Origin of the sequence: Sphingomonas sp. ATCC 31555, from assembly GCF_000282895.1 — a bacterium.
Lineage (GTDB): Bacteria > Pseudomonadota > Alphaproteobacteria > Sphingomonadales > Sphingomonadaceae > Sphingomonas.
The window spans coordinates 73,475-93,035 of record NZ_ALBQ01000009.1; the positions used below are offsets into that span (position 1 = coordinate 73,475).

At 66.7% G+C, this 19,561-nt stretch carries 23 protein-coding genes; 15 read left to right on the forward strand and 8 right to left on the reverse strand.

Annotated elements, in window-relative coordinates; translation table 11 throughout:
- The first annotated feature begins 5 nt into the window (after positions 1-5).
- Positions 6-917 (forward strand): hemolysin family protein, encoded by a 912-nt coding sequence (locus B215_RS0104145; protein ID WP_026008928.1) that lies wholly within the window; start codon positions 6-8, stop codon positions 915-917.
- Positions 918-1,003: 86 nt separating this feature from the next.
- The gene (locus B215_RS0104150) at positions 1,004-1,582 is read left to right on the forward strand and encodes an outer membrane beta-barrel protein (protein ID WP_019368365.1); all 579 of its coding nucleotides are present in this window, start codon (positions 1,004-1,006) and stop codon (positions 1,580-1,582) included.
- A 3-nt stretch (positions 1,583-1,585) separates the two neighbouring features.
- Here B215_RS0104150 and pgeF read toward each other — a convergent pair whose 3' ends face one another.
- Genes pgeF through lgt form a run of 4 tightly spaced genes read right to left on the reverse strand, consistent with a single transcriptional unit; the run spans position 1,586 to position 4,839 of the window.
- Positions 1,586-2,353, reverse strand: a complete 768-nt coding sequence (pgeF, locus tag B215_RS0104155) for a peptidoglycan editing factor PgeF (protein WP_019368366.1) — start codon at positions 2,351-2,353, stop codon at positions 1,586-1,588.
- Positions 2,350-2,853 carry a GNAT family N-acetyltransferase gene (locus tag B215_RS0104160; protein ID WP_019368367.1) on the reverse strand — a complete coding sequence of 168 codons (504 nt, stop codon included), beginning with the start codon at positions 2,851-2,853 and terminating at the stop codon, positions 2,350-2,352. The genes pgeF and B215_RS0104160 overlap by 4 nt, the downstream gene beginning before the upstream one ends.
- Positions 2,850-3,950 carry a class I SAM-dependent methyltransferase gene (locus B215_RS0104165; RefSeq protein ID WP_019368368.1) on the reverse strand — a complete coding sequence of 367 codons (1,101 nt, stop codon included), beginning with the start codon at positions 3,948-3,950 and terminating at the stop codon, positions 2,850-2,852. Before B215_RS0104165 ends, B215_RS0104160 begins: the two co-directional genes overlap by 4 nt.
- A 10-nt stretch (positions 3,951-3,960) precedes the next feature.
- The gene (lgt, locus tag B215_RS0104170; RefSeq protein ID WP_026008930.1) at positions 3,961-4,839 is read right to left on the reverse strand and encodes a prolipoprotein diacylglyceryl transferase; all 879 of its coding nucleotides are present in this window, start codon (positions 4,837-4,839) and stop codon (positions 3,961-3,963) included.
- A gap of 130 nt (positions 4,840-4,969) precedes the next feature.
- Here lgt and B215_RS0104175 point away from each other — a divergent pair, with 130 nt between their 5' ends.
- The 4 genes from B215_RS0104175 (at position 4,970) to B215_RS0104190 (ending at position 10,167) form a co-directional block, all read left to right on the forward strand.
- The gene (locus tag B215_RS0104175) at positions 4,970-7,210 is read left to right on the forward strand and encodes a xanthine dehydrogenase family protein molybdopterin-binding subunit (protein ID WP_050990127.1); all 2,241 of its coding nucleotides are present in this window, start codon (positions 4,970-4,972) and stop codon (positions 7,208-7,210) included.
- Positions 7,207-8,214, forward strand: a complete 1,008-nt coding sequence (gene hemH / locus B215_RS0104180) for a ferrochelatase (protein WP_019368371.1) — start codon at positions 7,207-7,209, stop codon at positions 8,212-8,214. Before B215_RS0104175 ends, hemH begins: the two co-directional genes overlap by 4 nt.
- Before the next feature lie 35 nt (positions 8,215-8,249).
- Positions 8,250-8,972: an acetoacetyl-CoA reductase gene (gene phbB / locus B215_RS0104185; protein ID WP_019368372.1), complete on the forward strand. Its 723-nt coding sequence runs from the start codon at positions 8,250-8,252 to the stop codon at positions 8,970-8,972.
- Positions 8,973-9,171: 199 nt separating this feature from the next.
- Positions 9,172-10,167 carry an esterase-like activity of phytase family protein gene (locus B215_RS0104190; protein ID WP_019368373.1) on the forward strand — a complete coding sequence of 332 codons (996 nt, stop codon included), beginning with the start codon at positions 9,172-9,174 and terminating at the stop codon, positions 10,165-10,167.
- Positions 10,168-10,238: 71 nt separating this feature from the next.
- Here the strand turns inward: B215_RS0104190 and rpmB are convergent, their stop codons facing one another.
- Positions 10,239-10,535: a 50S ribosomal protein L28 gene (rpmB, locus tag B215_RS0104195; RefSeq protein WP_019368374.1), complete on the reverse strand. Its 297-nt coding sequence runs from the start codon at positions 10,533-10,535 to the stop codon at positions 10,239-10,241.
- A 149-nt stretch (positions 10,536-10,684) separates the two neighbouring features.
- On the opposite strand from rpmB, the gene B215_RS0104200 reads away from it, so the two are divergent.
- The 4 genes from B215_RS0104200 (at position 10,685) to B215_RS0104215 (ending at position 12,160) form a co-directional block, all read left to right on the forward strand.
- Entirely contained in the window at positions 10,685-10,936 is a 252-nt protein-coding gene (locus B215_RS0104200; RefSeq protein ID WP_026008931.1) for a hypothetical protein, read from the forward strand.
- Entirely contained in the window at positions 10,933-11,109 is a 177-nt protein-coding gene (locus B215_RS20795; protein WP_019368376.1) for a YqaE/Pmp3 family membrane protein, read from the forward strand. The genes B215_RS0104200 and B215_RS20795 overlap by 4 nt, the downstream gene beginning before the upstream one ends.
- 30 nt (positions 11,110-11,139) lie before the next feature.
- A complete protein-coding gene (locus B215_RS0104210) occupies positions 11,140-11,568 on the forward strand; it encodes a nucleoside deaminase (RefSeq protein ID WP_019368377.1) in 429 nt (142 codons plus the stop codon).
- A gap of 70 nt (positions 11,569-11,638) precedes the next feature.
- The gene (locus tag B215_RS0104215; protein ID WP_019368378.1) at positions 11,639-12,160 is read left to right on the forward strand and encodes a hypothetical protein; all 522 of its coding nucleotides are present in this window, start codon (positions 11,639-11,641) and stop codon (positions 12,158-12,160) included.
- Positions 12,161-12,169: 9 nt separating this feature from the next.
- Here the strand turns inward: B215_RS0104215 and B215_RS0104220 are convergent, their stop codons facing one another.
- Positions 12,170-12,835: an OmpA family protein gene (locus tag B215_RS0104220; protein WP_037513011.1), complete on the reverse strand. Its 666-nt coding sequence runs from the start codon at positions 12,833-12,835 to the stop codon at positions 12,170-12,172.
- Positions 12,836-12,968: 133 nt separating this feature from the next.
- Between B215_RS0104220 and B215_RS0104225 the strand changes: the two genes are divergently transcribed.
- Positions 12,969-14,270: a hemolysin family protein gene (locus B215_RS0104225; protein ID WP_019368380.1), complete on the forward strand. Its 1,302-nt coding sequence runs from the start codon at positions 12,969-12,971 to the stop codon at positions 14,268-14,270.
- A gap of 74 nt (positions 14,271-14,344) precedes the next feature.
- Here the strand turns inward: B215_RS0104225 and B215_RS0104230 are convergent, their stop codons facing one another.
- Positions 14,345-14,956: a helix-hairpin-helix domain-containing protein gene (locus B215_RS0104230; protein ID WP_019368381.1), complete on the reverse strand. Its 612-nt coding sequence runs from the start codon at positions 14,954-14,956 to the stop codon at positions 14,345-14,347.
- A gap of 39 nt (positions 14,957-14,995) precedes the next feature.
- Here B215_RS0104230 and B215_RS19555 point away from each other — a divergent pair, with 39 nt between their 5' ends.
- Positions 14,996-15,577 (forward strand): YbjN domain-containing protein, encoded by a 582-nt coding sequence (locus tag B215_RS19555; RefSeq protein WP_156804354.1) that lies wholly within the window; start codon positions 14,996-14,998, stop codon positions 15,575-15,577.
- A gap of 45 nt (positions 15,578-15,622) precedes the next feature.
- On the opposite strand, the gene purD is transcribed toward B215_RS19555, so the two are convergent.
- A complete protein-coding gene (gene purD / locus B215_RS0104240; RefSeq protein WP_019368383.1) occupies positions 15,623-16,888 on the reverse strand; it encodes a phosphoribosylamine--glycine ligase in 1,266 nt (421 codons plus the stop codon).
- Between purD and xseA the strand changes: the two genes are divergently transcribed.
- From xseA to B215_RS0104255, 3 genes are read left to right on the forward strand one after another with little or no spacing between them, the layout of a single operon-like run.
- Positions 16,887-18,395, forward strand: coding sequence for an exodeoxyribonuclease VII large subunit (gene xseA, locus B215_RS0104245; RefSeq protein WP_019368384.1), 1,509 nt, complete (start codon positions 16,887-16,889; stop codon positions 18,393-18,395). The two genes, purD and xseA, sit on opposite strands and share 2 nt — an antisense overlap.
- Before the next feature lie 40 nt (positions 18,396-18,435).
- Complete coding sequence (locus B215_RS0104250; RefSeq protein WP_026008932.1) at positions 18,436-18,633, forward strand: DUF2093 domain-containing protein; 198 nt, start codon at positions 18,436-18,438, stop codon at positions 18,631-18,633.
- The gene (locus tag B215_RS0104255; RefSeq protein WP_019368386.1) at positions 18,633-19,478 is read left to right on the forward strand and encodes a M23 family metallopeptidase; all 846 of its coding nucleotides are present in this window, start codon (positions 18,633-18,635) and stop codon (positions 19,476-19,478) included. The genes B215_RS0104250 and B215_RS0104255 overlap by 1 nt, the downstream gene beginning before the upstream one ends.
- The last annotated feature ends 83 nt before the right edge of the window (positions 19,479-19,561 follow it).

Sequence of the window (19,561 nt, forward strand, 5' to 3'; positions counted from 1 at the left end):
CCAACATGAACGAGGGCCCGAGTACCGGCTCGCCTGAACACCGACACGAAAATGGCGGCATCTGGCGCAGTTTGCGCGCGCTCCTGTTCGGCGAGGAACAGGAAGAAACGCTGCGCGAGCGCCTGGAAGAAGCGATCGAGGAGCATGAGAGCGACGGCGGCACCCCGCCGGCCGGCGACCTCGCCCCGATCGAGCGGCAGATGCTCAAGAACCTGCTGCACTTCGGCGAGCGCGATGCCGGGGACGTCGGCGTGCCGCGCGCGGATATCGTCGCGGTGGAGGAGCAGACAAGCTTCGCCAGGCTCGTTCAGCTCTTCGCCGAGGCAGGACACAGCCGCTTGCCGGTCTATCGCGAAGAACTCGATACGATCATCGGCATGGTTCATATCAAGGACGTGTTCGAAATTCTGGCGAAGGGCGAGGAGCATCCGTCCAGCATTTCCGGGCTGATCCGCCAGCCGCTCTATGTGCCGCAATCGATGGGCGCGCTCGACCTCCTGGCCCAGATGCAGGTCAAGCGGACCCACCTTGCCATCGTGCTCGACGAATATTCGGGCACCGAAGGCCTGATCACGATCGAGGATCTGATTGAGGAAATTGTCGGCGAGATCGAGGACGAGCATGACGAGGCGCCCGCCGCGCTGATCGTGCCGATCGACGGCGGCGGCTGGGAAGCCGATGCCCGCGCCGAACTGGAAGACGTCGCCGAGATGGTTGATGCCCGCCTGGCCGAGGTGGAGGAAGATGTCGACACGATCGGTGGCCTTGCCTTCGTGCTTGCCGGGCATGTGCCGGAAGTCGGCGAATGCCTGGAACACGAAAGCGGCTGGAAGCTGGAAGTGATCGATGCCGACGAGCGCAAGGTCAATCGACTTCGGCTGCATCCACCGGAAGTGCGCGTAGAAGACGCGGCATAATAGTAGTACGAGCAAAAGTCGTTTCGTTCAGCATTCGTTTATTTCAATCGCCATAGCTTGAGGTTCTCTGAGGGGAGGGCTTTATCATGCGATTGATAGTTAGTACCGCCGCGCTGTTCGGTGCGGCTACTGCCCATGCGCAGCAAGCGCCGTTCACCGGAGCCTATGCCGGCGCCGACGCCGGCATGATCGAGCATCATTTTTATCTCGACGTTACGGTGAACGACCGGCCCTATTCGAGCCGCTATTATCGCGATACCGGTTTTGGCGGCGGTGGCTTTGCCGGTTACGACCTTGCGATCGCCCGGCGCTGGCGTATCGGTGGCGAACTGGAGGGGACGATCGGCGGCGGAACGCCCGAGGCAGTGATCCGCGACGGTTATCGCTATGGCCAATCGCCGCGCTTTGGGTTTCGCGCCACGGGCCGTCTGGGCTTCGTCGCAACGCCGCGACTGCTGCTTTATGGCAAGGGCGGCTATGGCGGGAATCGATATCGGCTGACCGGCAACTTTGCGGTGCAGGACGCGCATGGCTGGAGCAGCAGCTTCGCGGTGGGCGGCGGCGCGGAGTGGCGCGTCACCGAAGGCGTCGGGCTGAGGCTCGACTATACCCATGTCGACAACAGCAGCAACCAGCTGCTGCTGGGCATACCGATCCGCTTCTGACCTTTAGTCCGCGAGCCCGATCAGGCTGATCTGACGGCCGTAATCGGGCTCGCTGCGATGCGTCGCGCGGCGGAAGCTGAAGAAGCGCGCCTCGTTCGCATAGCTATCCAGCCCCAGCGCCTCAATCGTCCGCAGCCCGGCCAGCGCCAGCCGGTGGACGACATAGGCTTCCAGGTCGAACTGGAAATGCTCGGGGCGGCCATCGGCGAAGAAGCGTTCGTTGGCCGGATCCTGCTCGCAGAAGCGCTGGAAGAAGCCGGCATCGACCTCGTAGCTGGCGCGGGCGATACAGGGGCCTACGGCCGCCGCGATCCGCTCGCGGCGTGCGCCCAGGGCTTCCATCGCGGCGATCGTCGAATCGGTGACACCGCCGATCGCGCCCTTCCACCCCGCATGAGCAGCGCCGATCACCCCGGCCTCGCGGTCGGCGAACAGCACCGGGGCGCAATCGGCGGTGAGGATGCCGAGCAGCAGCCCCGGCTGGTTGGTGACCAGCGCATCGGCCCGCGGGCGCAGCGCTTCGTCGATCGGAGCGAGCACCGTCACCGCATCGGCCGAATGGACCTGGTAGACGGTGACCAGCCGCGCGCCCGGCAGAACGGCTTGTACCGCACGGCAGCGATTCTCGGCGATTGCAGCCGGATCGTCGTTCGACCCGATCCCGACGTTCAACCCCGCGACGATCCCGGTCGACACGCCGCCGCGGCGGCCGAGAAAGCCGTGCGGTACGTCAGCCAGCGCCCGGGCACGGTGGACGTCCACGCCGCTCACAGCGCCAGCCGCATCAGCCGATCCTCGTCGGCATGGTTGCCCACCATGAAGGCATAGGGTCCGCGATCCTCAAAGCCATAACGCTCGTAAAAGCGCTGGGCGCGATGGTTGTCGATGTAGACGGAAAGCCAGAGTTCGGTGGCCCCGCGCACCCGAGCGGTGGCCAGCGCCCAATCCATCAGCGCCTGGGCCGCACCGCTGCCCTTAGCGCGCTCGCGCAGATAGAGCTGGCGCAGCTCGATCGCCGGCCCTTGGGGTGTCGCCGGCAGGCTGATCGGGCCGAGCTTGCAATAGCCAGCTAGCCCTTCCCCGTCTTCGATCACGCGGAACGCGAAGCCGGGATCTGCAAGTTCCTGGGCCCAGCCCGGCACGGTAAAGCGTTCGAAGAAGCTGGCCAGATCCTCGGCCGCATAAAGATGCGCGAAGGTCGCCGTGAAGCTTTCCCGGAACAGCGCGTCAATCGCGGCGGCGTCGGCGGGGGTGGCGTCGCGAGCGTTCATGCGAACCCCGCCGGCACCGGCCAGCCTGGGGCGGTGATCGCCAGCACCTTGAACAGCGATCCCATCTGGTCACCCCCAACCAGTCGGTTGCGATCGGCAGCGATGGCATCACCGCGCTCGGGTGCTCCCCGGGCGAGAGCGCGGGCCCGCTCGTCGATGCCCAGCGCCTTCAGGAAATCGCCCTGAGTCACGGCGCCGTGCACGGTCAGCCCCTCGGCCTCGGCGGCTTCCTTCAGTGTGCCGAAATCAACATGCGCAGTCAGATCCGCCTCGCCGGGCGCGTCGAACGGGTTGGCGAAGGCATGGCCGCGCACCGCTTGCAGCGTGTCGCCGATCGCCGGGCCTTCATAGCCATAATCGATGATCAGTGCCGCGCCGCCCTGGCGGTGCAGTCGCTGGGCGAGCGCGCGCAGCAGCGCGACGCTGGCCGGAGAGGTTTCCAGGATAGAACCCGGCGCCGAATCGCGCAGCGCGGGCGGGATTACCGCGTTGAAGCTCCGGTCGCCGGTTACCGGGAGGAACAGCGTGTCCTGACAGGCAACCAGCCGCTCGCGCCAACCCTGCGCGGTCTGCACCAACTGACGGATCGGCAGCGCATCGAAAAACTCGTTGGCGACGACCAGCAGCGGGGCATCCTCCGGCAGGCCGACCAGATCGAGATGCCATTCGGCATTCGGCACGCGCTGTTTCTGGGCGGCACGCAGCACCGGGCTGGTCTCCAGGAAATCAACCGGCGGCGTAAAGCCTGCCTTGCCCATCGCGCGCAGTGCATCGGCTGCCAGGGTGCCGCGGCCCGGGCCGAACTCGACATAGCGTGTCTCTGCCGGTCGGCCGGCGCGGTCCCAGAGGTCCGCCAGCCACAAGCCGATCAATTCGCCGAACATCTGGCTGATTTCGGGCGCGGTGGTGAAATCGCCGCGCGCGCCCAGCGGATCGCGGGTGGCGTAATAATGCGCGTTCGCCGACCCCATGAACTGGGATAGCGGGATCGGGCCGGCCAGCGTGATCGCCCGCGCCAGCCGTTCGGGCAGCGCCGGCTCGGCGGCGTTGTCGCGCCGTTCGTCGGGCGCGGCGTTCAGGGGATTGTCGTTCGCCATCGGGGTCCGGTCAGGCGACGCTCGGCCCGGTGATCGCTTCCACGCGCTTGCGGCGGCGCTTGGCAGTGGCGATCAGCAGGATGCCGCCTGCGATCATCGGCAGGCACAGCCACTGGCCCATGTGCAGGCCGGTCATGTCGACCAGCCAGATGAGCTGGCGGTCTGGTTCGCGGAAGAACTCGACGAAGAAGCGGCACAGGCCATAGCCGAGCAGGAAGATGCCGGTCAGCTTGCCCGGCTGGTAGCGTGCATCGCTGCGCCAGAAGAAGAACCAGAGGACAAGGAACAGCAGAATGCCTTCCAGCCCGGCCTCATAGAGCTGGCTGGGGTGGCGCGCCGGTTCCACCAGCCCGGCGCGAACGGTACCCGGGAACACGATCGCCCAGGGCATGTCGCCGGGTTTGCCCCATAATTCGCCGTTTACGAAATTGGCAAGGCGGCCGAAGAACAGGCCGAACGGCGCGCAGCAGGCGACATAATCGTGGATGCGCAGCCAATCGAGCTTGTGCTGCCGCGCCAGCCACAGGATCGCCAGCGAGGTGCCGATCACACCGCCATGGAAGCTCATGCCGCCTTCCCACAGCATCAGGATCTGCAGCGGATGGCTGAGCATTTCGGGCGCGTAGAACAGCACATAGCCCAGCCGCCCACCCAGGATAATGCCCAGCGTCGCGTAGAACACCAGATCGTCGGCATGGCGCCGCCCCATCGGCGCGCCCGGCGCGGCCAGCAGCTTCATCAGGTACAGCCAGCCGAGCAGGATCCCGCTGATATAGGCCAGCGAATACCATTTGATCTGGAAGAAACCGAGATCGAGGGCCACCGGATCCAGGTGGAGATCGGCGAAATGCAGATGTCCGCCGGCAGCGGCAAGCAGGGTAGGCAGCACGTTCGATCCCCGGCGCAAAGAAACAATGGGCCCGCGATAGAGCCAAAACGCCCCGAACCCAAGGGGGTGCGATCAGGGTGATCGAAAGCCCATGCTGGCGTCGTGCGCGGCACGGCGATAGAGCGGGCCGATGGCTGGCAAACCCGCATCCCGCATCAGGTTCGATCGGCGCAGGCTGTTGATCGGTGGTGGCGCCGGGCTGGGGCTGGTGGTCGCCTGGGGTCTGTGGCCCCGCAGCTATTCGCCCAACCTCAGCGCAGCCCCCGGCGAAACGCTGTTCGGCGCCTGGCTCAAGATTGGTCGGGACGGGCATGTCCGTATCGCCGTGCCGCAGGCGGAAATGGGGCAGGGAGTCTATACGGCTCTGCCGCAGATCCTTGCTGACGAACTGGGCGCGGATTGGCAGCGCATCGGCGTGGAGCCAGCCCCGCTCAATCCGCTTTATGCCAATCCGTTGGCGGCGCGCAGCCTGTTCGAACTGGCGCTGGGGGGGCTGCCCGAACAGCTTCAGCGCAGCCATGCCGCGCGCGCCGGGCTGGTGCTCACTGCGTGCTCCACGTCGGTTCGGCAGTTCGAGGATCCGCTGCGCCAGGCCGGTGCTGCGGCGCGGGTGCTGCTGTGCAAGGCGGCGGCGGCGCGCTGGGGCGTCGACTGGCAGTCCTGCGGCACCGCTAATGGCGTGGTGATCCACGGCAAGCAGCGGCTCGGCTTCGGTGAACTGGCGGAAGCGGCGGCGGACGAAACCGTGCCGACAAGGCTACCCTTGCGCGGCGATGGCGCGCGGCTGTTCGGCCAGCCGCTGCCGCGCCTCGATGCGCCGCCCAAGCTGGATGGCAGCGCCAACTTCGCCGCCGACGTGCGCTTGCCGGGCATGGTATTCGCGGCGATCCGGCAGGGGCCGGTCGGCGAGACGGAACTGGTGCATGTCGATCGCGCCGCGGCCGATCGCGTGCGCGGCATGCTTTCGGTCGTCACTACGCGTCACTGGGTTGCGGCCGTGGCGAACAACAGCTGGGCGGCGCAACGCGCGCTCCAGGCGATGCGCCCGCGCTTTCGCCTGCCCGCGACCGTGGTGAATGACGATTCGATCAATGCCGCGCTCACCGCTGCGCTGGATGGCGACGGCAGCCGGATCGAAACGCGCGGCGATCTTGCCGCTGCCTTTCGCGGGGCGCGGGTGGTGACGGCCGACTATCGCGTGGGCCTCGCCCCCCATGCGCCGCTCGAACCGATGACCTGCACCGCCGATTATGCCGATGGTCGGCTGTCCTTGTGGTTGCCTACCCAGGCGCCGGGGCTCGCCCGCGCGGCGGCTGCGAGCGCGCTGGGCATCGATCCGGCGCGGGTGGTGGTGCATCCCATGCTGGGTGGCGGCTCGTTCGGTGCGAAGTTGGAGCATGAGGTCGCGGTGCAGGCGGCGCTGGTCTCGCAATCGGTAGCGCGTCCAGTGCAGCTCACCTGGCCGCGCGACGAGGATCTTCGCCGGGATCGCTTCCGTCCGGCGGCGGCGGCGCGGCTCACCGCAAAGCTGGGGCAGGGAGGCACCATCGATGCCTGGCTGGCGAAGATCGCCGCGCCGGAAACCGGGCGCGAACTCGCGTCGCGGCTGCTCGGCGGCGATCCGGTCGTGGCGGCGTCGCTGGCGCTGCCGAAGGGCGGTGATCCTTCGGCGGTAGCGGGCGCGCTGCCGGCCTATGGCATCGCCAACGCCGCGGTCGATCATCATCCCGCCGATATCGGTGTGCCGACCGGCTATTGGCGATCGGGCGCACACAGCTACACCTGCTTCTTCGCCGAGAGCTTCGTAGACGAACTGGCGCATGTCGCGAATCGCGACCCGCTGTCGTTCCGCATGGCGATGCTGGGCGATCAGCCGCGGCTCGCGCGCTGCCTGCAAACCGCGGCGCAACTGGGCGGCTGGCAGGGCGGCGAGCCAGGCAGCGGCCAGGGCCTTGCCGTCCATGCTTTTCGCGGCTCCTATATCGCGGTGATGGCGGAAGCGCGCCTGACGCCGCAGCGCGAGGTGGTGGTGGAGCGGCTGGTCGCGGCGGTGGATTGCGGGCGCGTGGTCAACCCGGACCTGGTGCGCCAGCAGATCGAAGGCGGGTTGATCTTCGGGCTCGCCGCAGCGCTCGGCGCGACCACCGGCTTCAGCGAAAACGTGGCCGATGTGCAGAGCCTCGCCGATTGCAACCTGCCGACGCTCGCCACCACGCCCGACATCACGGTCGAAATCGTGCCCAGCGGATCGGATCCCGGCGGCGTCAGCGAGCTCGCCGTTCCGCCCGCCGCTCCTGCCATCGCCAACGCCCTGCAAACCGCAACCGGCACGCGCTTCCGCCGTCTTCCCTTTCTTTCGGAGGTCGAATGACCCTGCCTGCCCACCATCCCGCGATCCCGCCCGCCCGCATCGGCGTGCTCCTCACCAATTTGGGCACGCCCGATGCGCCGGACCCGGGCGCGGTGAAGCGCTATCTCGGCGAATTCCTGTCCGATCGCCGGGTGGTCGAAATCCCCCCGCTGCTCTGGCAGCCGATCCTGCGGGGCATCATCCTGCGGACCCGGCCGAAGAAGTCCGCCCATGCCTATAGCCAAGTGTGGCGCGACGACGGCTCCCCGCTTGCCGCGATCACCAAAGCGCAGGCGCGGGGCTTGGAAGGCGCGTTCGGCCCCGGCGTGCTGGTCGACTATGCCATGCGCTATGGCCGCCCCGCGATCGGCGAGCAACTCGCGGCGATGAAAGCGAAGGGATGCGAGCGCATCCTGATCGCGCCGCTCTATCCGCAATATTGTGCGGCCACGACGGCCACTGCAAACGACAGCGCCTTCGCCGCGCTCGCGGCAATGCGCTGGCAGCCGGCGATCCGAACCCTTCCGCCCTATCATGATGATCCCGCTTATATCGCCGCGCTGAAGACCAGCGTGGAAGCAGGCATCGCCACGCTCGATTTCGTGCCAGATGCGGTGATCGCCAGCTTCCACGGCATGCCCCAGCGTACGCTGGAGCTGGGCGATCCCTATCATTGCCACTGCCGCAAGACTGGGCGGCTGCTGGGCGAAGCGCTGGGGCGCGAACTGATCGTGACGTTCCAGTCGCGCTTCGGCCGCGCCAAATGGCTCGAGCCGGCGACCGACACCATGCTGGAGTCGCTGCCCGCCCGTGGTATCCGCCGCATCGCGATCGTGGCGCCCGGTTTCTCCGCCGATTGCCTGGAAACGCTGGAAGAACTGGCGATCCGCGGCCGCGAATCCTTTATCGCCGCGGGCGGAACGGATTTCGCATATTTGCCTTGTCTCAATGATAGCCCGCCGGGCATGGAGCTGTTGAGCAAGATCATCGGGCGCGAACTTGCCGGCTGGGTGACCCCCGCCTAGCCAATTCTTTGGGTTGATTGTGGAGAGGAAGGCTTATGGCACGAGTAGCGATCGTTACCGGTGGTACACGCGGTATCGGTGAGGCGATCAGTCTGGCGCTCAAGGAAGCCGGGTTCACTGTCGCTGCCAACTATGCCGGCAATGACGAGAAGGCCGCTGCCTTCGCCGAGCGCACCGGCATCAAGGCCTATAAGTGGGATGTCGGCGATTTCGACGCCTGCGCCGAAGGCGTGAAGAAGGTCGAGGAAGAGCTCGGCCCGGTCGACGCCGTCGTCAACAATGCCGGCATCACCCGCGACGGCACCATCCTCAAGATGTCGCGCGAGATGTGGGAAGACGTGATTCGCATCAACCTGGGCGGCTGCTTCAACATGGCGCACGCCGTGTTCCCCGGCATGCGCACGCGCAAATGGGGGCGGATCGTCAACATCGGCTCGATCAACGGCCAGGCCGGTCAGTACGGTCAGGTGAACTATGCCGCCGCCAAATCCGGCATCCATGGCTTCACCAAGGCACTGGCACAGGAAGGCGCGCGCTTCGGCGTCACGGTGAACGCGATCGCCCCCGGCTATATCGATACGGACATGGTGGCGGCGGTACCGGCCGATGTGCTGGAAAAGATCGTCGCCAAGATCCCCGTCGGGCGTCTGGGCCAGGCGCACGAAATCGCCCGCGCCGTCGCGTTCCTCTGCTCTGAAGATGCGGGTTTCGTCACCGGGTCGACGCTGTCGATCAACGGCGGCCAGCACATGTACTGATATACAGAGGGGGACCGGATCCTTGCGGTTCCGGCCCCCCCAAGTCTCTCGATACGCTACGCGAGAGGCTTTGTACGCTTACAACACCTGCTGTTTAGCGCAGTTCCCTTGATCGAACCCTGAACGAGATGGTTATCCTGCGTTCATCTTTCGCAGGTGCAGCACTGGTCGTGGCGCATCGAACCGCTAAGGAAGGGCAATGCGCCCTTGGCTTCGCACTCTCGCCTTCCTCCCGCTGATCGTGGCATCGCTGTCGTTGGGCGCCTCTGGAAAGGCGTTGCGTACGGCGATCGGCAGCACACCCAGGATGGCGGCGCAGCCCGTGCAGCTGGCGCCGGGCGATCCCGCGCGCACTCGAATCGGCCGGCTCGCCTATCTAGGCGGCGTGCGGCTCACCAGCCCCGATCGCGGATTTTCGGGCTTTTCCGCGCTTCAGGTGATCGGTGACGCCTTCGTCCTGGTCAGCGATCGGGGCAATGTCGTCCGTTTCCACATGGGTGCTGATTGGCGGCCGTTCGACATCCGCTTCGGCGAGCTGCCGAACGGGCCGGGGATCAGCGCCTATAAGGGCGATCGCGATGCCGAATCGCTGACGCGCGATCCGGTGACGGGCAAATTCTGGGTCGGTTTCGAATCGCACAACGTGATCTGGCGCTTCGATGCCGATTTTCGCGGCGAGCGCGTCGCCTTCCCTCTCGAAATGCGGGGATGGCCTGCCAATGGCGGCCCCGAATCAATGGCGCGCCTGCCCGACGGCCGATTCGTCGTGATCGGCGAAACCGCGCGACCGCCGGGGGAGGGGCATCGCGACCAGCGCGAGATGCTGCTGTTTGCCGGCGATCCCACCCGCGATGCGCCGCGCCCGATTCGGCTCGGCTATGTGCCGCCGCCCGGCTATGATCCCAGCGATGCGGTGGCGCTGCCCGATGGGCGGTTGCTCGTGCTGGTGCGCCGATTCGGCCTGCCTTCGCTGTTCACCGTGCGGGTCGAGTTGGTCGACTTACGAGGCGCGAAGCCCGGAGCGGTGCTGCGCGGAGAGACGATCGCCGATTTCGCGCCGCCGTTCCAGCACGACAATTTCGAAGGCCTGGCGGTTGCGCGCGAAGGCGACTCGACCGTGCTGTGGATGATCTCCGACGACAACGAACAATGGTGGCAGCAGACGCTGCTGCTCAAGTTCCGCCTCGATCTGTGAGGATAGCACCCACGACAAAACCCGCCGCCGCGGGGGCGGCAGCGGGCTTTGTCATTAGCTGCAGAGCAGGATCAGGCGGCGGCAGTGCCCGCGTTCGCCTTGCGCACTTCGCGCTTCAGGCGACGCGCACGCAGCGACAGATCGTCGTCGCTGGTCTTCAGCAGCCAGTTGTCGAGACCGCCGACATGCTCCACCGAGCGCAGGCCATGGGTGGAGACGCGCAGACGCACGCCCTTGCCCAGCGCGTCGGAGATCAGCGTTACGTTCTGCAGGTTCGGCAGGAACGTACGCTTGGTCTTGTTATTGGCGTGGGAAACATTGTGTCCCACCTGCCGGCCCTTGCCGGTCAGCTCGCAAATGCGCGACATCGCTTCAAATCCTGAGTTGGGCAGAAAGCCGGAAAGGCCGCGCAGTTAGCGTCAATGCGCGCCGCCGTCAACCGATTCACCGTCAGCCAAGCGCAACCGCTGGTGGCCGGGGGCGTTAGGCAGGTGAAACGATTAGGGAGAGATGGCAAATGCGCGCAATATTAGGGCTGTTGGGCATTTTGGTGCTGGTCGCCGTCGTGCTGATCGCGCTGGGCTTCATCAACCTCGATGTCAGCGGCGGCAAGTTGCCGACCGTGTCGGCCGAAACCGGATCGGTGAAGGTGGGCGAGTCGAACAGTACGGTGCGCGTGCCGACGGTGGAAATGAAGGAAAAACGCGTTTCGGTACCGACGATCGACGTGGAAAAGGCGCCGAACCCGACGCCGTCTCCGGAACGGTGAGGCCGGCGCCCGCCCGCCTCGCCGCAGCGGCGCTGCTGCCGCCGCTCGGCGTCTATCTGGCCGAAGGGCCGGGGCGTTCGTTCGGCATCAGCTGCGGGCTGACGGCGCTGGGATTTCTTCCCGGCGCCGGCTATGCGCTGTGGCGGCTGTTCCATCCTGCATCGGGCGGCTAAGCAGATGCGATGTTCCCCCTCCCTTCCCCGATGCGTGCCGCGCTCGATGCTGCCGTGCAGGCTGCTGCCGAGGGGGAGGTGCCGGTAGGCGCCGTCGTCGTGCGGAATGGCGAGATCGTCGCGTCGGCGGGCAATGCGCCCCGGCGGCTGCACGATCCCAGCGCCCATGCCGAGATGCGGGCGATTCGTGCCGCCGCGCAGGCACTGGGCCGCGACCGGCTGGAAGATTGCGATCTGTGGGTCACGCTGGAGCCGTGCGCAATGTGCGCGGGCGCAATCGCCCATGCGCGCATCGCACGCCTTTATTATGCCGCGGGCGATCCCAAAGGCGGCGCGGTCGAACACGGCCCGCGGCTGTTCGGGCAGCCGACCTGCCATCATCGACCCGAGGTCTATGCCGGAATCGGCGAACGCGAGGCAGCGGCGCTGCTCCGCGATTTCTTCCGTACTCGCCGCTGAGGCGGGCAGCGTCGACTCCCGCCGTGCTTCGTGCGAAACTGCGCGGGAACACTTCAGCCTGGAGGTTCCGATGCGTGCCGATCGCTGTTGCCTGCTCGTCCTGCTTCCACTGCTCCTGCCATCCGCGGCGCTTGCCGCCAAGCCGCCGATGGTCAGCTGGGGCAAGCCGGGCGTGACGCTGGCCGCCTATCGTGAAGACGCGGTGCAGTGCGGGCGGCAAGGCTATTATCTCGATGTGTCGAACACCGAAGCGGCGAAGGTCTTCAAGGACGCGTCGCGCCAGCTCGAAAACAACGAAAACAACATCACCGCTTCCGCAATGACGGGTGACACAAACCGGATCATGAACATGGCGGTCGATTCGGCGCGAATCGTCGAGCGGACGCAGCCCGCCCGCCGCATGAAGGAAGTGCGCACGCTGCTGCAGGACACGGTTGCCGCGTGCCTCCAAGCGCGGGGCTATCGCCAATTCCGGCTTACCGATTCGCAGCAGCGCCGGCTGCGCGCCTTCCGCCTCGGCTCGCCGGAGCGCCACGCCTATCTTCACGGCCTGGCGAGCGATCCGGCGGTCCTCGAGACGCAACAGCTCTGAGGCTGTCGCTCAGCGCGCCTCGATCGGGACGATCTTGACTTCAACCCGACGGTTTTGCGCGCGGCCCTCCGCGGTGTCGTTACTGGCGATCGGCTGTGTTTCGCCGAACCCACGCGTCGCGATACGCCGTCCGTCGACGCCGCGGGTCGAGAGATAGTCCGCAACCGAGCGTGCCCGACGTTCGGAAAGGTCCTGGTTGTACGAATCGCTGCCCTGCGAATCGGTGTGTCCATAAATGTCGAGCAGTGTCTGGTTATACTCGCGCAGCACGTCGGCTACCTGATCCAGCGTGCTTCGGAACTGCGGTTGGATCGCCGTTTGGTTGGTGTCGAACGTCACGTTCGATGGCATGCGGAGCACCAGATCGTCGCCCTGGCGGATCACCTGCACATCGGTGCCGGCGGTACGGCGGCGCAGTTCCTGTTCCTGCCGGTCGATATAATTGCCCACTGCAACGCCGGCGATGGCGCCCACACCAGCACCGACCAGCTTCTCGGTCCGGTCGTTCCGGCCGCCTACCAGATCGCCGAGCAGATAGCCGCCAAGCGCGCCGACGCCGCCGCCGATGGCGGTGCGCGATACCCGGCGCTGGCCGGTATTGGGATCGGTAACGCAGCCGCTGGTCAGCGCCGCCGCGGCGAGTGCCGCCACGATCAACGGGCTCTTCCGTAACATCGGTCGTCCTCCTGTTCTGTCCTTTGTCTTCCGCACAAAGCACCCGCGGCGATGTTGTTCCGGGCCCGCATCGACAATGCGCGCGGGAAAGGTTGTGAACGGGGCTTTGCTGGCTGTATGGGGGAGGCGCACCATGAGCGCGCCTTTTCCCTGGATCGACCTTGCGATCATCTTCGTGCTGATCGCGATCAACGGCATTTTCTCCATGTCCGAGCTGGCGATCGTATCCGCCCGCCCGGCCCGGCTGGAGGCGCTGGCCCGTGTCGGCCGGCGGGGTGCCAAGATGGCGATTGAACTGGCGGCCGATCCGGGCAAGTTCCTTTCCACCGTCCAGATCGGCATCACGCTGATCGGGATCGCCACTGGCGCCTATTCGGGCGCCAGCCTCGGCGGTCCGGTGGCGGAACGGCTGGCCGGGCTCGGCATCGCGCCCGATCTCGCCCACACGGTGGGAATCACGCTGGTGATCGGGCTCACCACCTTCTTCTCGCTGGTCGTCGGCGAACTGGTCCCCAAGCAGTTCGCGCTGCGCTCGCCCGAGCCGATCGCCGCGGCGGTGGCGTTGCCGATGCGCTGGCTCTCCGCCGCGACCGCGCCGCTGGTATGGCTGCTCGATTCGTCCACCGGGCTGGTGTTCCGCGTGCTAGGGCTGAATCGCGAATCGGAAAACCGCGTCACGGCAGAGGAACTGCACCTGATCGTCGCGGAGGCCAGCAAGTCGGGCGTGATCGAGGAGCATGAACGCTCGATCATTTCCGGCGTGGTGCGGCTCGCCGATCGGCCAGTGCGCGAGGGGATGACGCCGCGCACGCAGGTCGATTGGCTCGACGTCGATCTGGACGGCGCCGGTATCCGCGAGGAACTGCTGGCGACGCCGCATACGCGTCTGCCGGTGGCCGAAGGGTCGATCGATTCGGTTATCGGCGTGGTGCAGGCCCGCGACATCGCGGCCGCGCTGTTCCGCGGCGAACCGCTCGACCTGCGCAAGCTGATGCGCCGTGCGCCGATCCTGCCCGATCAGGTCGATGCGATGGATGCGCTGACTGCGCTGCGCCAGGCCGAAGTGCCGATGGGGCTGGTGCACGACGAATATGGCCATTTCGAAGGCATCGTCACGCCCGCGAACCTGTTGGCCGCGATCGCCGGCGAATTCGCTTCCGATGCCGAACCGGGCGACAACCCCAATATCGTCGTGCGTGACGATGGTTCGCTGCTCGTCGCAGGCGCGACGCCCGCCGATACGCTGGCCGAACGGCTGGGCATCGAACTGCCCGCCGATCGCGACTATGCGACCGTCGCGGGCCTGGCGCTCGCAGTGCTCAAGCACCTGCCCGGCGAAGGCGAATCCTTCCTGGTGGAAGGGTGGAAGTTCGAAATCGTTGATCTAGACGGCCGCAAGATCGACAAGCTGCTGGTGAGTCGCGAATCGGACTAAGCTACTGGAAAGACGCCATATTGGGCTGAAGCGAATTTTTCCACGAGCCTAAACTTCCTAAACTTCAGGCCGGCTCAAAGCTTGCCGAACACCGCCTCATAGCCTGCCGTATCCCCCGCCGCGAGGAACCGGGCCTGTTCGATCCATCGATCCCGGAACATCCGCCCTTGGAAGCTCCCGAGCTGGCCGTCGAGGGCGCGGGCCTGGCCCTCGTCCAGCGCAGCCAGCGCAGCGAAACTGGTAATTCCCAATTCCCCCAGCCGCGTCGCCAGCTTCGGCCCCACGCCCTTCAACCGGGTCAGGTCGTCTCCCGCCGCCGGGGGCGGCACCGGCGCCGCGGCGGCATCGGCCGCCAGCGTCGCCGGGCTCGCCTCCATCGGTGCGGCAGCGGCGATGGGTTCGTCCGCCAGTGGCGTGGGGGCCGGCACCGGCGTCGGCTCGGCGGCGTTCGGCGGGGCAACTTCCGCCAGTGGCGTCGGCACCGGCGCGTCATGGACGGGCAATTCGCCGCGGTCAGCCAGCTCGGTGCGGGCCTGCCGACGCTTGGCGGCCAGCCGCGTGCCCCACAGCAAGATGAACAGCGCCAGCAGCACACCGACAGCGATCAGCACGAAGGACAGGGTCAACCATCCCGTCTCGGTGGCCGCCGCTACTGCGCCATATTCCTGGGCCGCCTGATCGTTCATGTTTCACGCTCCGGATCGTTTGAAGCTTCCTGCATTAGCGTGCGCTGCCGCCGCGTCCAGCCGCTCGCCATGGACCCTGTTCCGGAAATCGGGCAGGCAGCGGCGGGCGCGCTGTGCGCGGCGTGGATGTGGGAAGGAGAAGAGATGAAATCGCTGTTGCTGGCCGTGCTTGCGGCCGTGCTTTTCGTGGCGCCGGCACAGGCGCAAGTGCGATCGACCGATCCGCAGTCCATCGTCAAGGCGCTGCAGGATGCCGGCTACAAATCGGAACTGACCAAGGACGGCGAGGGCGATCCCCTGATCCGCAGCGCCGCGTCGGGCTACAAGTTCGCCATCCTCTTCTTCAACTGCGAGGCGCACCAAAAGTGCGGCGACATCCAATTCTATATCGGCTTTACCAACAAGCTTACGGCGGAGCGCGCCAATCTCTGGAACAGCAAGCACCGGTTCGCCCGCGTCTACTCGGATGCACAGGGGGAAGCTGCGCTCGAATATGATCTGAACCTCGAGGATCAGGCGATCCCCACCGCGCTGTTCCGCAAGGATCTGGAGCTGTGGGACATGCTGGTCGGTCGCTTCGCCGCTTTCGTCGACGAAAAGGACGATGTCGGCGGATCTTAATCGTGTTGCCGGCGAAGTGCTGGTGGCGCCTCGCCGGCACCCGGCTCAGCCTTTCGTCCGCGCCACTTCGCGCCAGCCGATATCCCGGCGACAGAAACCGGTCGGGAAATCGATGGCATCGACGCCGCGATAGGCTGCGATCTGAGCGGCGAGGATATCGGGGCCGATTGCGGTCAGGTTCAGCACCCGGCCGCCGCTCGCCACCAGCGTATCGCCCAGCTGTCGCGTACCGGCCTGGAAGACTCGTACGCCTGCCGCTTCGGCCTTGTCGATGCCCTGGATCGCCCCGCCGGTTTCCGGCGTGCCGGGATAGCCACGCGCCGCCATCACCACGGTGAGCGCGGTCGCCGGCGAGAAGCGCGGCGCCGGTCGCCCGGCCAGCTCGCCGCGGGCGGTGGCCAGCAGCAGCTCGAGCAGATCGTCTTCCAGCCGCAGCATCAGCACTTGGCATTCGGGATCGCCGAAGCGCGCGTTGTACTCGATCAGCTTAGGCCCGGTGCGGGTGAGCATCAGCCCGGCATAGAGCACGCCCGAATAGGGAATACCCTCCGCCGCCAGCGCGGCGATCGTCGGCTCGACGATCTGGTCCATCGCGGCGCGCTCCAGCGCGGGCGTTAGGACGGGGGCGGGGCTATAGGCGCCCATGCCGCCGGTGTTGGGGCCGACATCGCCTTCGCCCACGCGCTTGTGATCCTGCGCCGATCCGAACAGAACTGCGCTGGTCCCGTCGGTGATGACGAACAGGCTGGCTTCCTCGCCATCAAGGAACTCCTCGATCACAGCACTTGCGCCCGCGTCGGCGAAGATTGCGGTGAGCGCGTCGACCGCCTCGTCGCGGGTCATCGCTACGGTGACGCCTTTGCCGGCGGCCAAGCCGTCCGCCTTCACCACCACCGGCAGGCCGAAGGGCTCGAGCGCCGCCAGCGCCTCGTCCAGCCCGTGGACGCGGACATAGCCGGCGGTGGGGATGCCGGCGCGCGCGCACAGATCCTTGGTGAAGCCCTTCGATCCTTCCAGCTGCGCCGGCAGGCGATTCGGCCCGAACACTGGAATGCCGGCTTCGCGCAGCACGTCGCCCACGCCCGCCACCAGCGGAGCCTCGGGACCGACGACTACAAGGCCGATGGCATGTTCCTGCGCGAAGGCGAGTACGGCGGCCGGGTCGGTCGCGGCAAGGTCGACGCAGGTCGCATGCGCCGCTATGCCCGGATTGCCCGGCGCGGCGAAAAGCTGCGTCAGCAGCGGCGATTGCGCGAGCTTCCAGGCGAGCGCATGTTCGCGCCCCCCCGAACCCAGTAGCAGGACGTTCATGGCCGACCCCCTTTTCGAGACTTCATCGACGCGGCTCGTAGCCGAGGCGGTGCCCGGGGACAACGCGGCGCCGATGAGCGTCAGCGAACTCTCCGGCCGGCTGAAGCGAATGGTGGAGGGCGAGTTCGGGCATGTCCGCCTGCGCGGCGAGATTTCGGGCTGGAAGCGCGCCGCCTCGGGCCATGCCTATCTCGCGCTCAAGGACATGGACGCGGTGATTGACGGCGTGATCTGGCGCGGCGCTGCCTCGGCACTGCCCTTCCAGCCGCAGGACGGGCTGGAAGTGATCGCCACCGGCAAGCTCACCATCTATCCCGGTCGTTCCAAATACCAGATCGTCATCGAGCGGATGGAGCTGGCCGGCGAGGGCGCGCTGATGGCGCTGCTGGAGAAGCTCAAGGCCAAGCTGGCGGGCGAGGGGCTATTCGACGCTCCGCGGAAGAAGCCGCTGCCCTATATGCCCAAGGTGATTGGCGTGGTGACCTCGCCAACGGGCGCGGTGATCCGCGATATCCTGCATCGGTTGGAAGACCGGTTCCCGAGCCACGTCCTGGTCTGGCCAGTGAAGGTGCAGGGTGACGGATCGGCGCAAGAGGTCGCGCGTGCCGTGCGCGGGTTTGACGCGATCGCGCCAGGGGGCCCGGTTCCGCGTCCGGACCTTCTGATCGTGGCGCGCGGCGGCGGCTCGATCGAGGACCTCTGGTCGTTCAACGAGGAAGTCGTGGTTCGTGCAGTGGCCGAATGCTCGATCCCGATCATCTCGGCGGTGGGCCACGAGACCGATACCACGCTGTGCGACTTCGCCGCAGATCTGCGCGCGCCAACACCCACGGCCGCCGCCGAGATCGCGGTGCCGGTGCTCTCCGAAGTCCGCCACGGCATCGCCACTTTGGCCCACCGTACCGAGCGTTGCGTTCGGCGCTATCACGAGCGTGCCGGGGAACGGCTTGCGGCGCTGGTCCGCGTGCTGCCGCGCCGCGATGCGCTGCTGGGGCCGCAGCGCCAGCGGCTCGACGACGTCGGCGCGCGTCTGGGGCTGGGGCTTGAACGCCGCGTGGCGGTCGCGCGTGGCCAGCTCGATCGCGCCGGCGCCGCACTGCGCCCGGCGGCTCTCGAACAAAGGCTGGCAACCGCACGGCAGCGGTTGGGCGGCATTGCGCTCGATCGCGCTGCCGATCGCGAGTTGGCCACGCGCCGCCAGCGCTTCGCCCGCCCGGCCGAGGCGCTGAAGCTCGCAATACTTGAACGCCGCTTCGCCACCGCTTCGGAGCGGTTCGCGGCGATCGGCCGGCATCTCGAACTGCTCGATCCCGAGCTGCCGCTTAAGAAAGGCTATGCCTGGGTGGAGGCGCGCGGCACCGGCAAGGTCGTCGCCTCGGCCGAAGACGCCCGAGCGGCGCAAGCCGTGACGCTGCATTTTGCCGATGGTCCGGTAGAAGCCCGGGTTGAGCGCGGGGCCGGCAAATCCTATGTTTCGCCGAAGCCCGAGCAGCCGACGCTGCTGTGAGGCGTACCCGCAACTCGAATATTCAGGAATGGCGCCGCCCATGTTGATGTCGAATACCGCCCGCGCCGCCAAGCTCCATTATATGGCCAATGGCTTTCGCGTTCTCGCGCCTGGCGATCACGTGCTGTGCGCCGTCACTGGCGCCCGTATTCCGATCGATGAGCTTCGCTACTGGAGCGTCGATCGGCAGGAGCCCTATGCCAGCGCCGAAGCGGCGGTGCAGGCGCTCGGCGCCTGATGTTCAGCCGGCGGCGGTTCGCCGCGGGTTGCGTAGCATTGATTGCAGCGCCGACCGCCCGTGCCCGTGGCGCAGGGGAGACTGACTCCTTCGCACTGGTCGGCAGTCTCGAGCAAGGTGGCTGGGCGCTGGGGCAAGTACCTGTCGGCACCAGCAGCCTCCGTGTCGACGATCGGCTGATCCCCTTTGCCGCTGATGGGCGATTTCCTGTCGGATTCGATCGCGATGCGGCCCGCGGTGCAAGGCTGGAGGCCGTACTGCCGGACGGGCGATCGGTCCGTGCCGATCTGGCGATCATGCCTCGGCAGTGGAACCTCTCGCGACTGAATCGCCTTCCGAAATACCCGGTCCCGAGCGCGGAATTCGCCGCTCGTCGTCCGGCCGAACTGGCCCAGATCGCTTCCGCTCGGGAAAAGCAAACGGCGGCGCAAGGTTGGCGGCAGCCCTTTCGCTGGCCCGCCATCGGACGCATCTCCACTCTGTTTGGTGCGCAGCGAATCTATTCGGGCGAGCCTGGTGCTTACCACTCGGGCATCGATCTGGCCCTTCCCACAGGAACGCCAGTGCATGCGCCGGCGGACGGCGTGGTCATCCTGGCTGCAGAGGCGCCCTTCATGTTGGAGGGCAATCTGCTGATGCTTGATCACGGCATGGGCCTGTCCAGCGCTTTCCTGCACCTGTCCCGTATCGATGTTCGCACCGGCGATGCCGTCTCGCAAGGCCAGCTGATCGGCGCAGTGGGCGCAACCGGGCGTGCGACTGGCCCTCATTTGCACTGGGGGTTGATGTGGCGCGGAGCTCGTATCGATCCGCTGCTCGTCGCAGGGAGCATGCCGCGCCTTTGAAACATTTTGTTGCTGGAAACTTAGCGGAAATCCAGCCGAAATGTCCCAGCTACCTTCGCTTATTTGCTGAAATTATTAGTGCT

Coding starts and splice junctions, on each gene's coding strand:
- B215_RS0104145 (WP_026008928.1), top strand. CDS start 6: ATGAACGAGGGCCCGAGTACCGGCTCGCCTGAACACCGACACGAAAAT.
- B215_RS0104150 (WP_019368365.1), top strand. CDS start 1,004: ATGCGATTGATAGTTAGTACCGCCGCGCTGTTCGGTGCGGCTACTGCC.
- B215_RS0104160 (WP_019368367.1), bottom strand. CDS start 2,853: ATGAACGCTCGCGACGCCACCCCCGCCGACGCCGCCGCGATTGACGCG.
- B215_RS0104165 (WP_019368368.1), bottom strand. CDS start 3,950: ATGGCGAACGACAATCCCCTGAACGCCGCGCCCGACGAACGGCGCGAC.
- B215_RS0104175 (WP_050990127.1), top strand. CDS start 4,970: ATGGCTGGCAAACCCGCATCCCGCATCAGGTTCGATCGGCGCAGGCTG.
- hemH (WP_019368371.1), top strand. CDS start 7,207: ATGACCCTGCCTGCCCACCATCCCGCGATCCCGCCCGCCCGCATCGGC.
- phbB (WP_019368372.1), top strand. CDS start 8,250: ATGGCACGAGTAGCGATCGTTACCGGTGGTACACGCGGTATCGGTGAG.
- B215_RS0104190 (WP_019368373.1), top strand. CDS start 9,172: ATGCGCCCTTGGCTTCGCACTCTCGCCTTCCTCCCGCTGATCGTGGCA.
- rpmB (WP_019368374.1), bottom strand. CDS start 10,535: ATGTCGCGCATTTGCGAGCTGACCGGCAAGGGCCGGCAGGTGGGACAC.
- B215_RS0104200 (WP_026008931.1), top strand. CDS start 10,685: ATGCGCGCAATATTAGGGCTGTTGGGCATTTTGGTGCTGGTCGCCGTC.
- B215_RS0104210 (WP_019368377.1), top strand. CDS start 11,140: ATGCGTGCCGCGCTCGATGCTGCCGTGCAGGCTGCTGCCGAGGGGGAG.
- B215_RS0104215 (WP_019368378.1), top strand. CDS start 11,639: ATGCGTGCCGATCGCTGTTGCCTGCTCGTCCTGCTTCCACTGCTCCTG.
- B215_RS0104220 (WP_037513011.1), bottom strand. CDS start 12,835: ATGTTACGGAAGAGCCCGTTGATCGTGGCGGCACTCGCCGCGGCGGCG.
- B215_RS0104225 (WP_019368380.1), top strand. CDS start 12,969: ATGAGCGCGCCTTTTCCCTGGATCGACCTTGCGATCATCTTCGTGCTG.
- B215_RS0104230 (WP_019368381.1), bottom strand. CDS start 14,956: ATGAACGATCAGGCGGCCCAGGAATATGGCGCAGTAGCGGCGGCCACC.
- xseA (WP_019368384.1), top strand. CDS start 16,887: ATGGCCGACCCCCTTTTCGAGACTTCATCGACGCGGCTCGTAGCCGAG.
- purD (WP_019368383.1), bottom strand. CDS start 16,888: ATGAACGTCCTGCTACTGGGTTCGGGGGGGCGCGAACATGCGCTCGCC.
- B215_RS0104250 (WP_026008932.1), top strand. CDS start 18,436: ATGTTGATGTCGAATACCGCCCGCGCCGCCAAGCTCCATTATATGGCC.
- B215_RS0104255 (WP_019368386.1), top strand. CDS start 18,633: ATGTTCAGCCGGCGGCGGTTCGCCGCGGGTTGCGTAGCATTGATTGCA.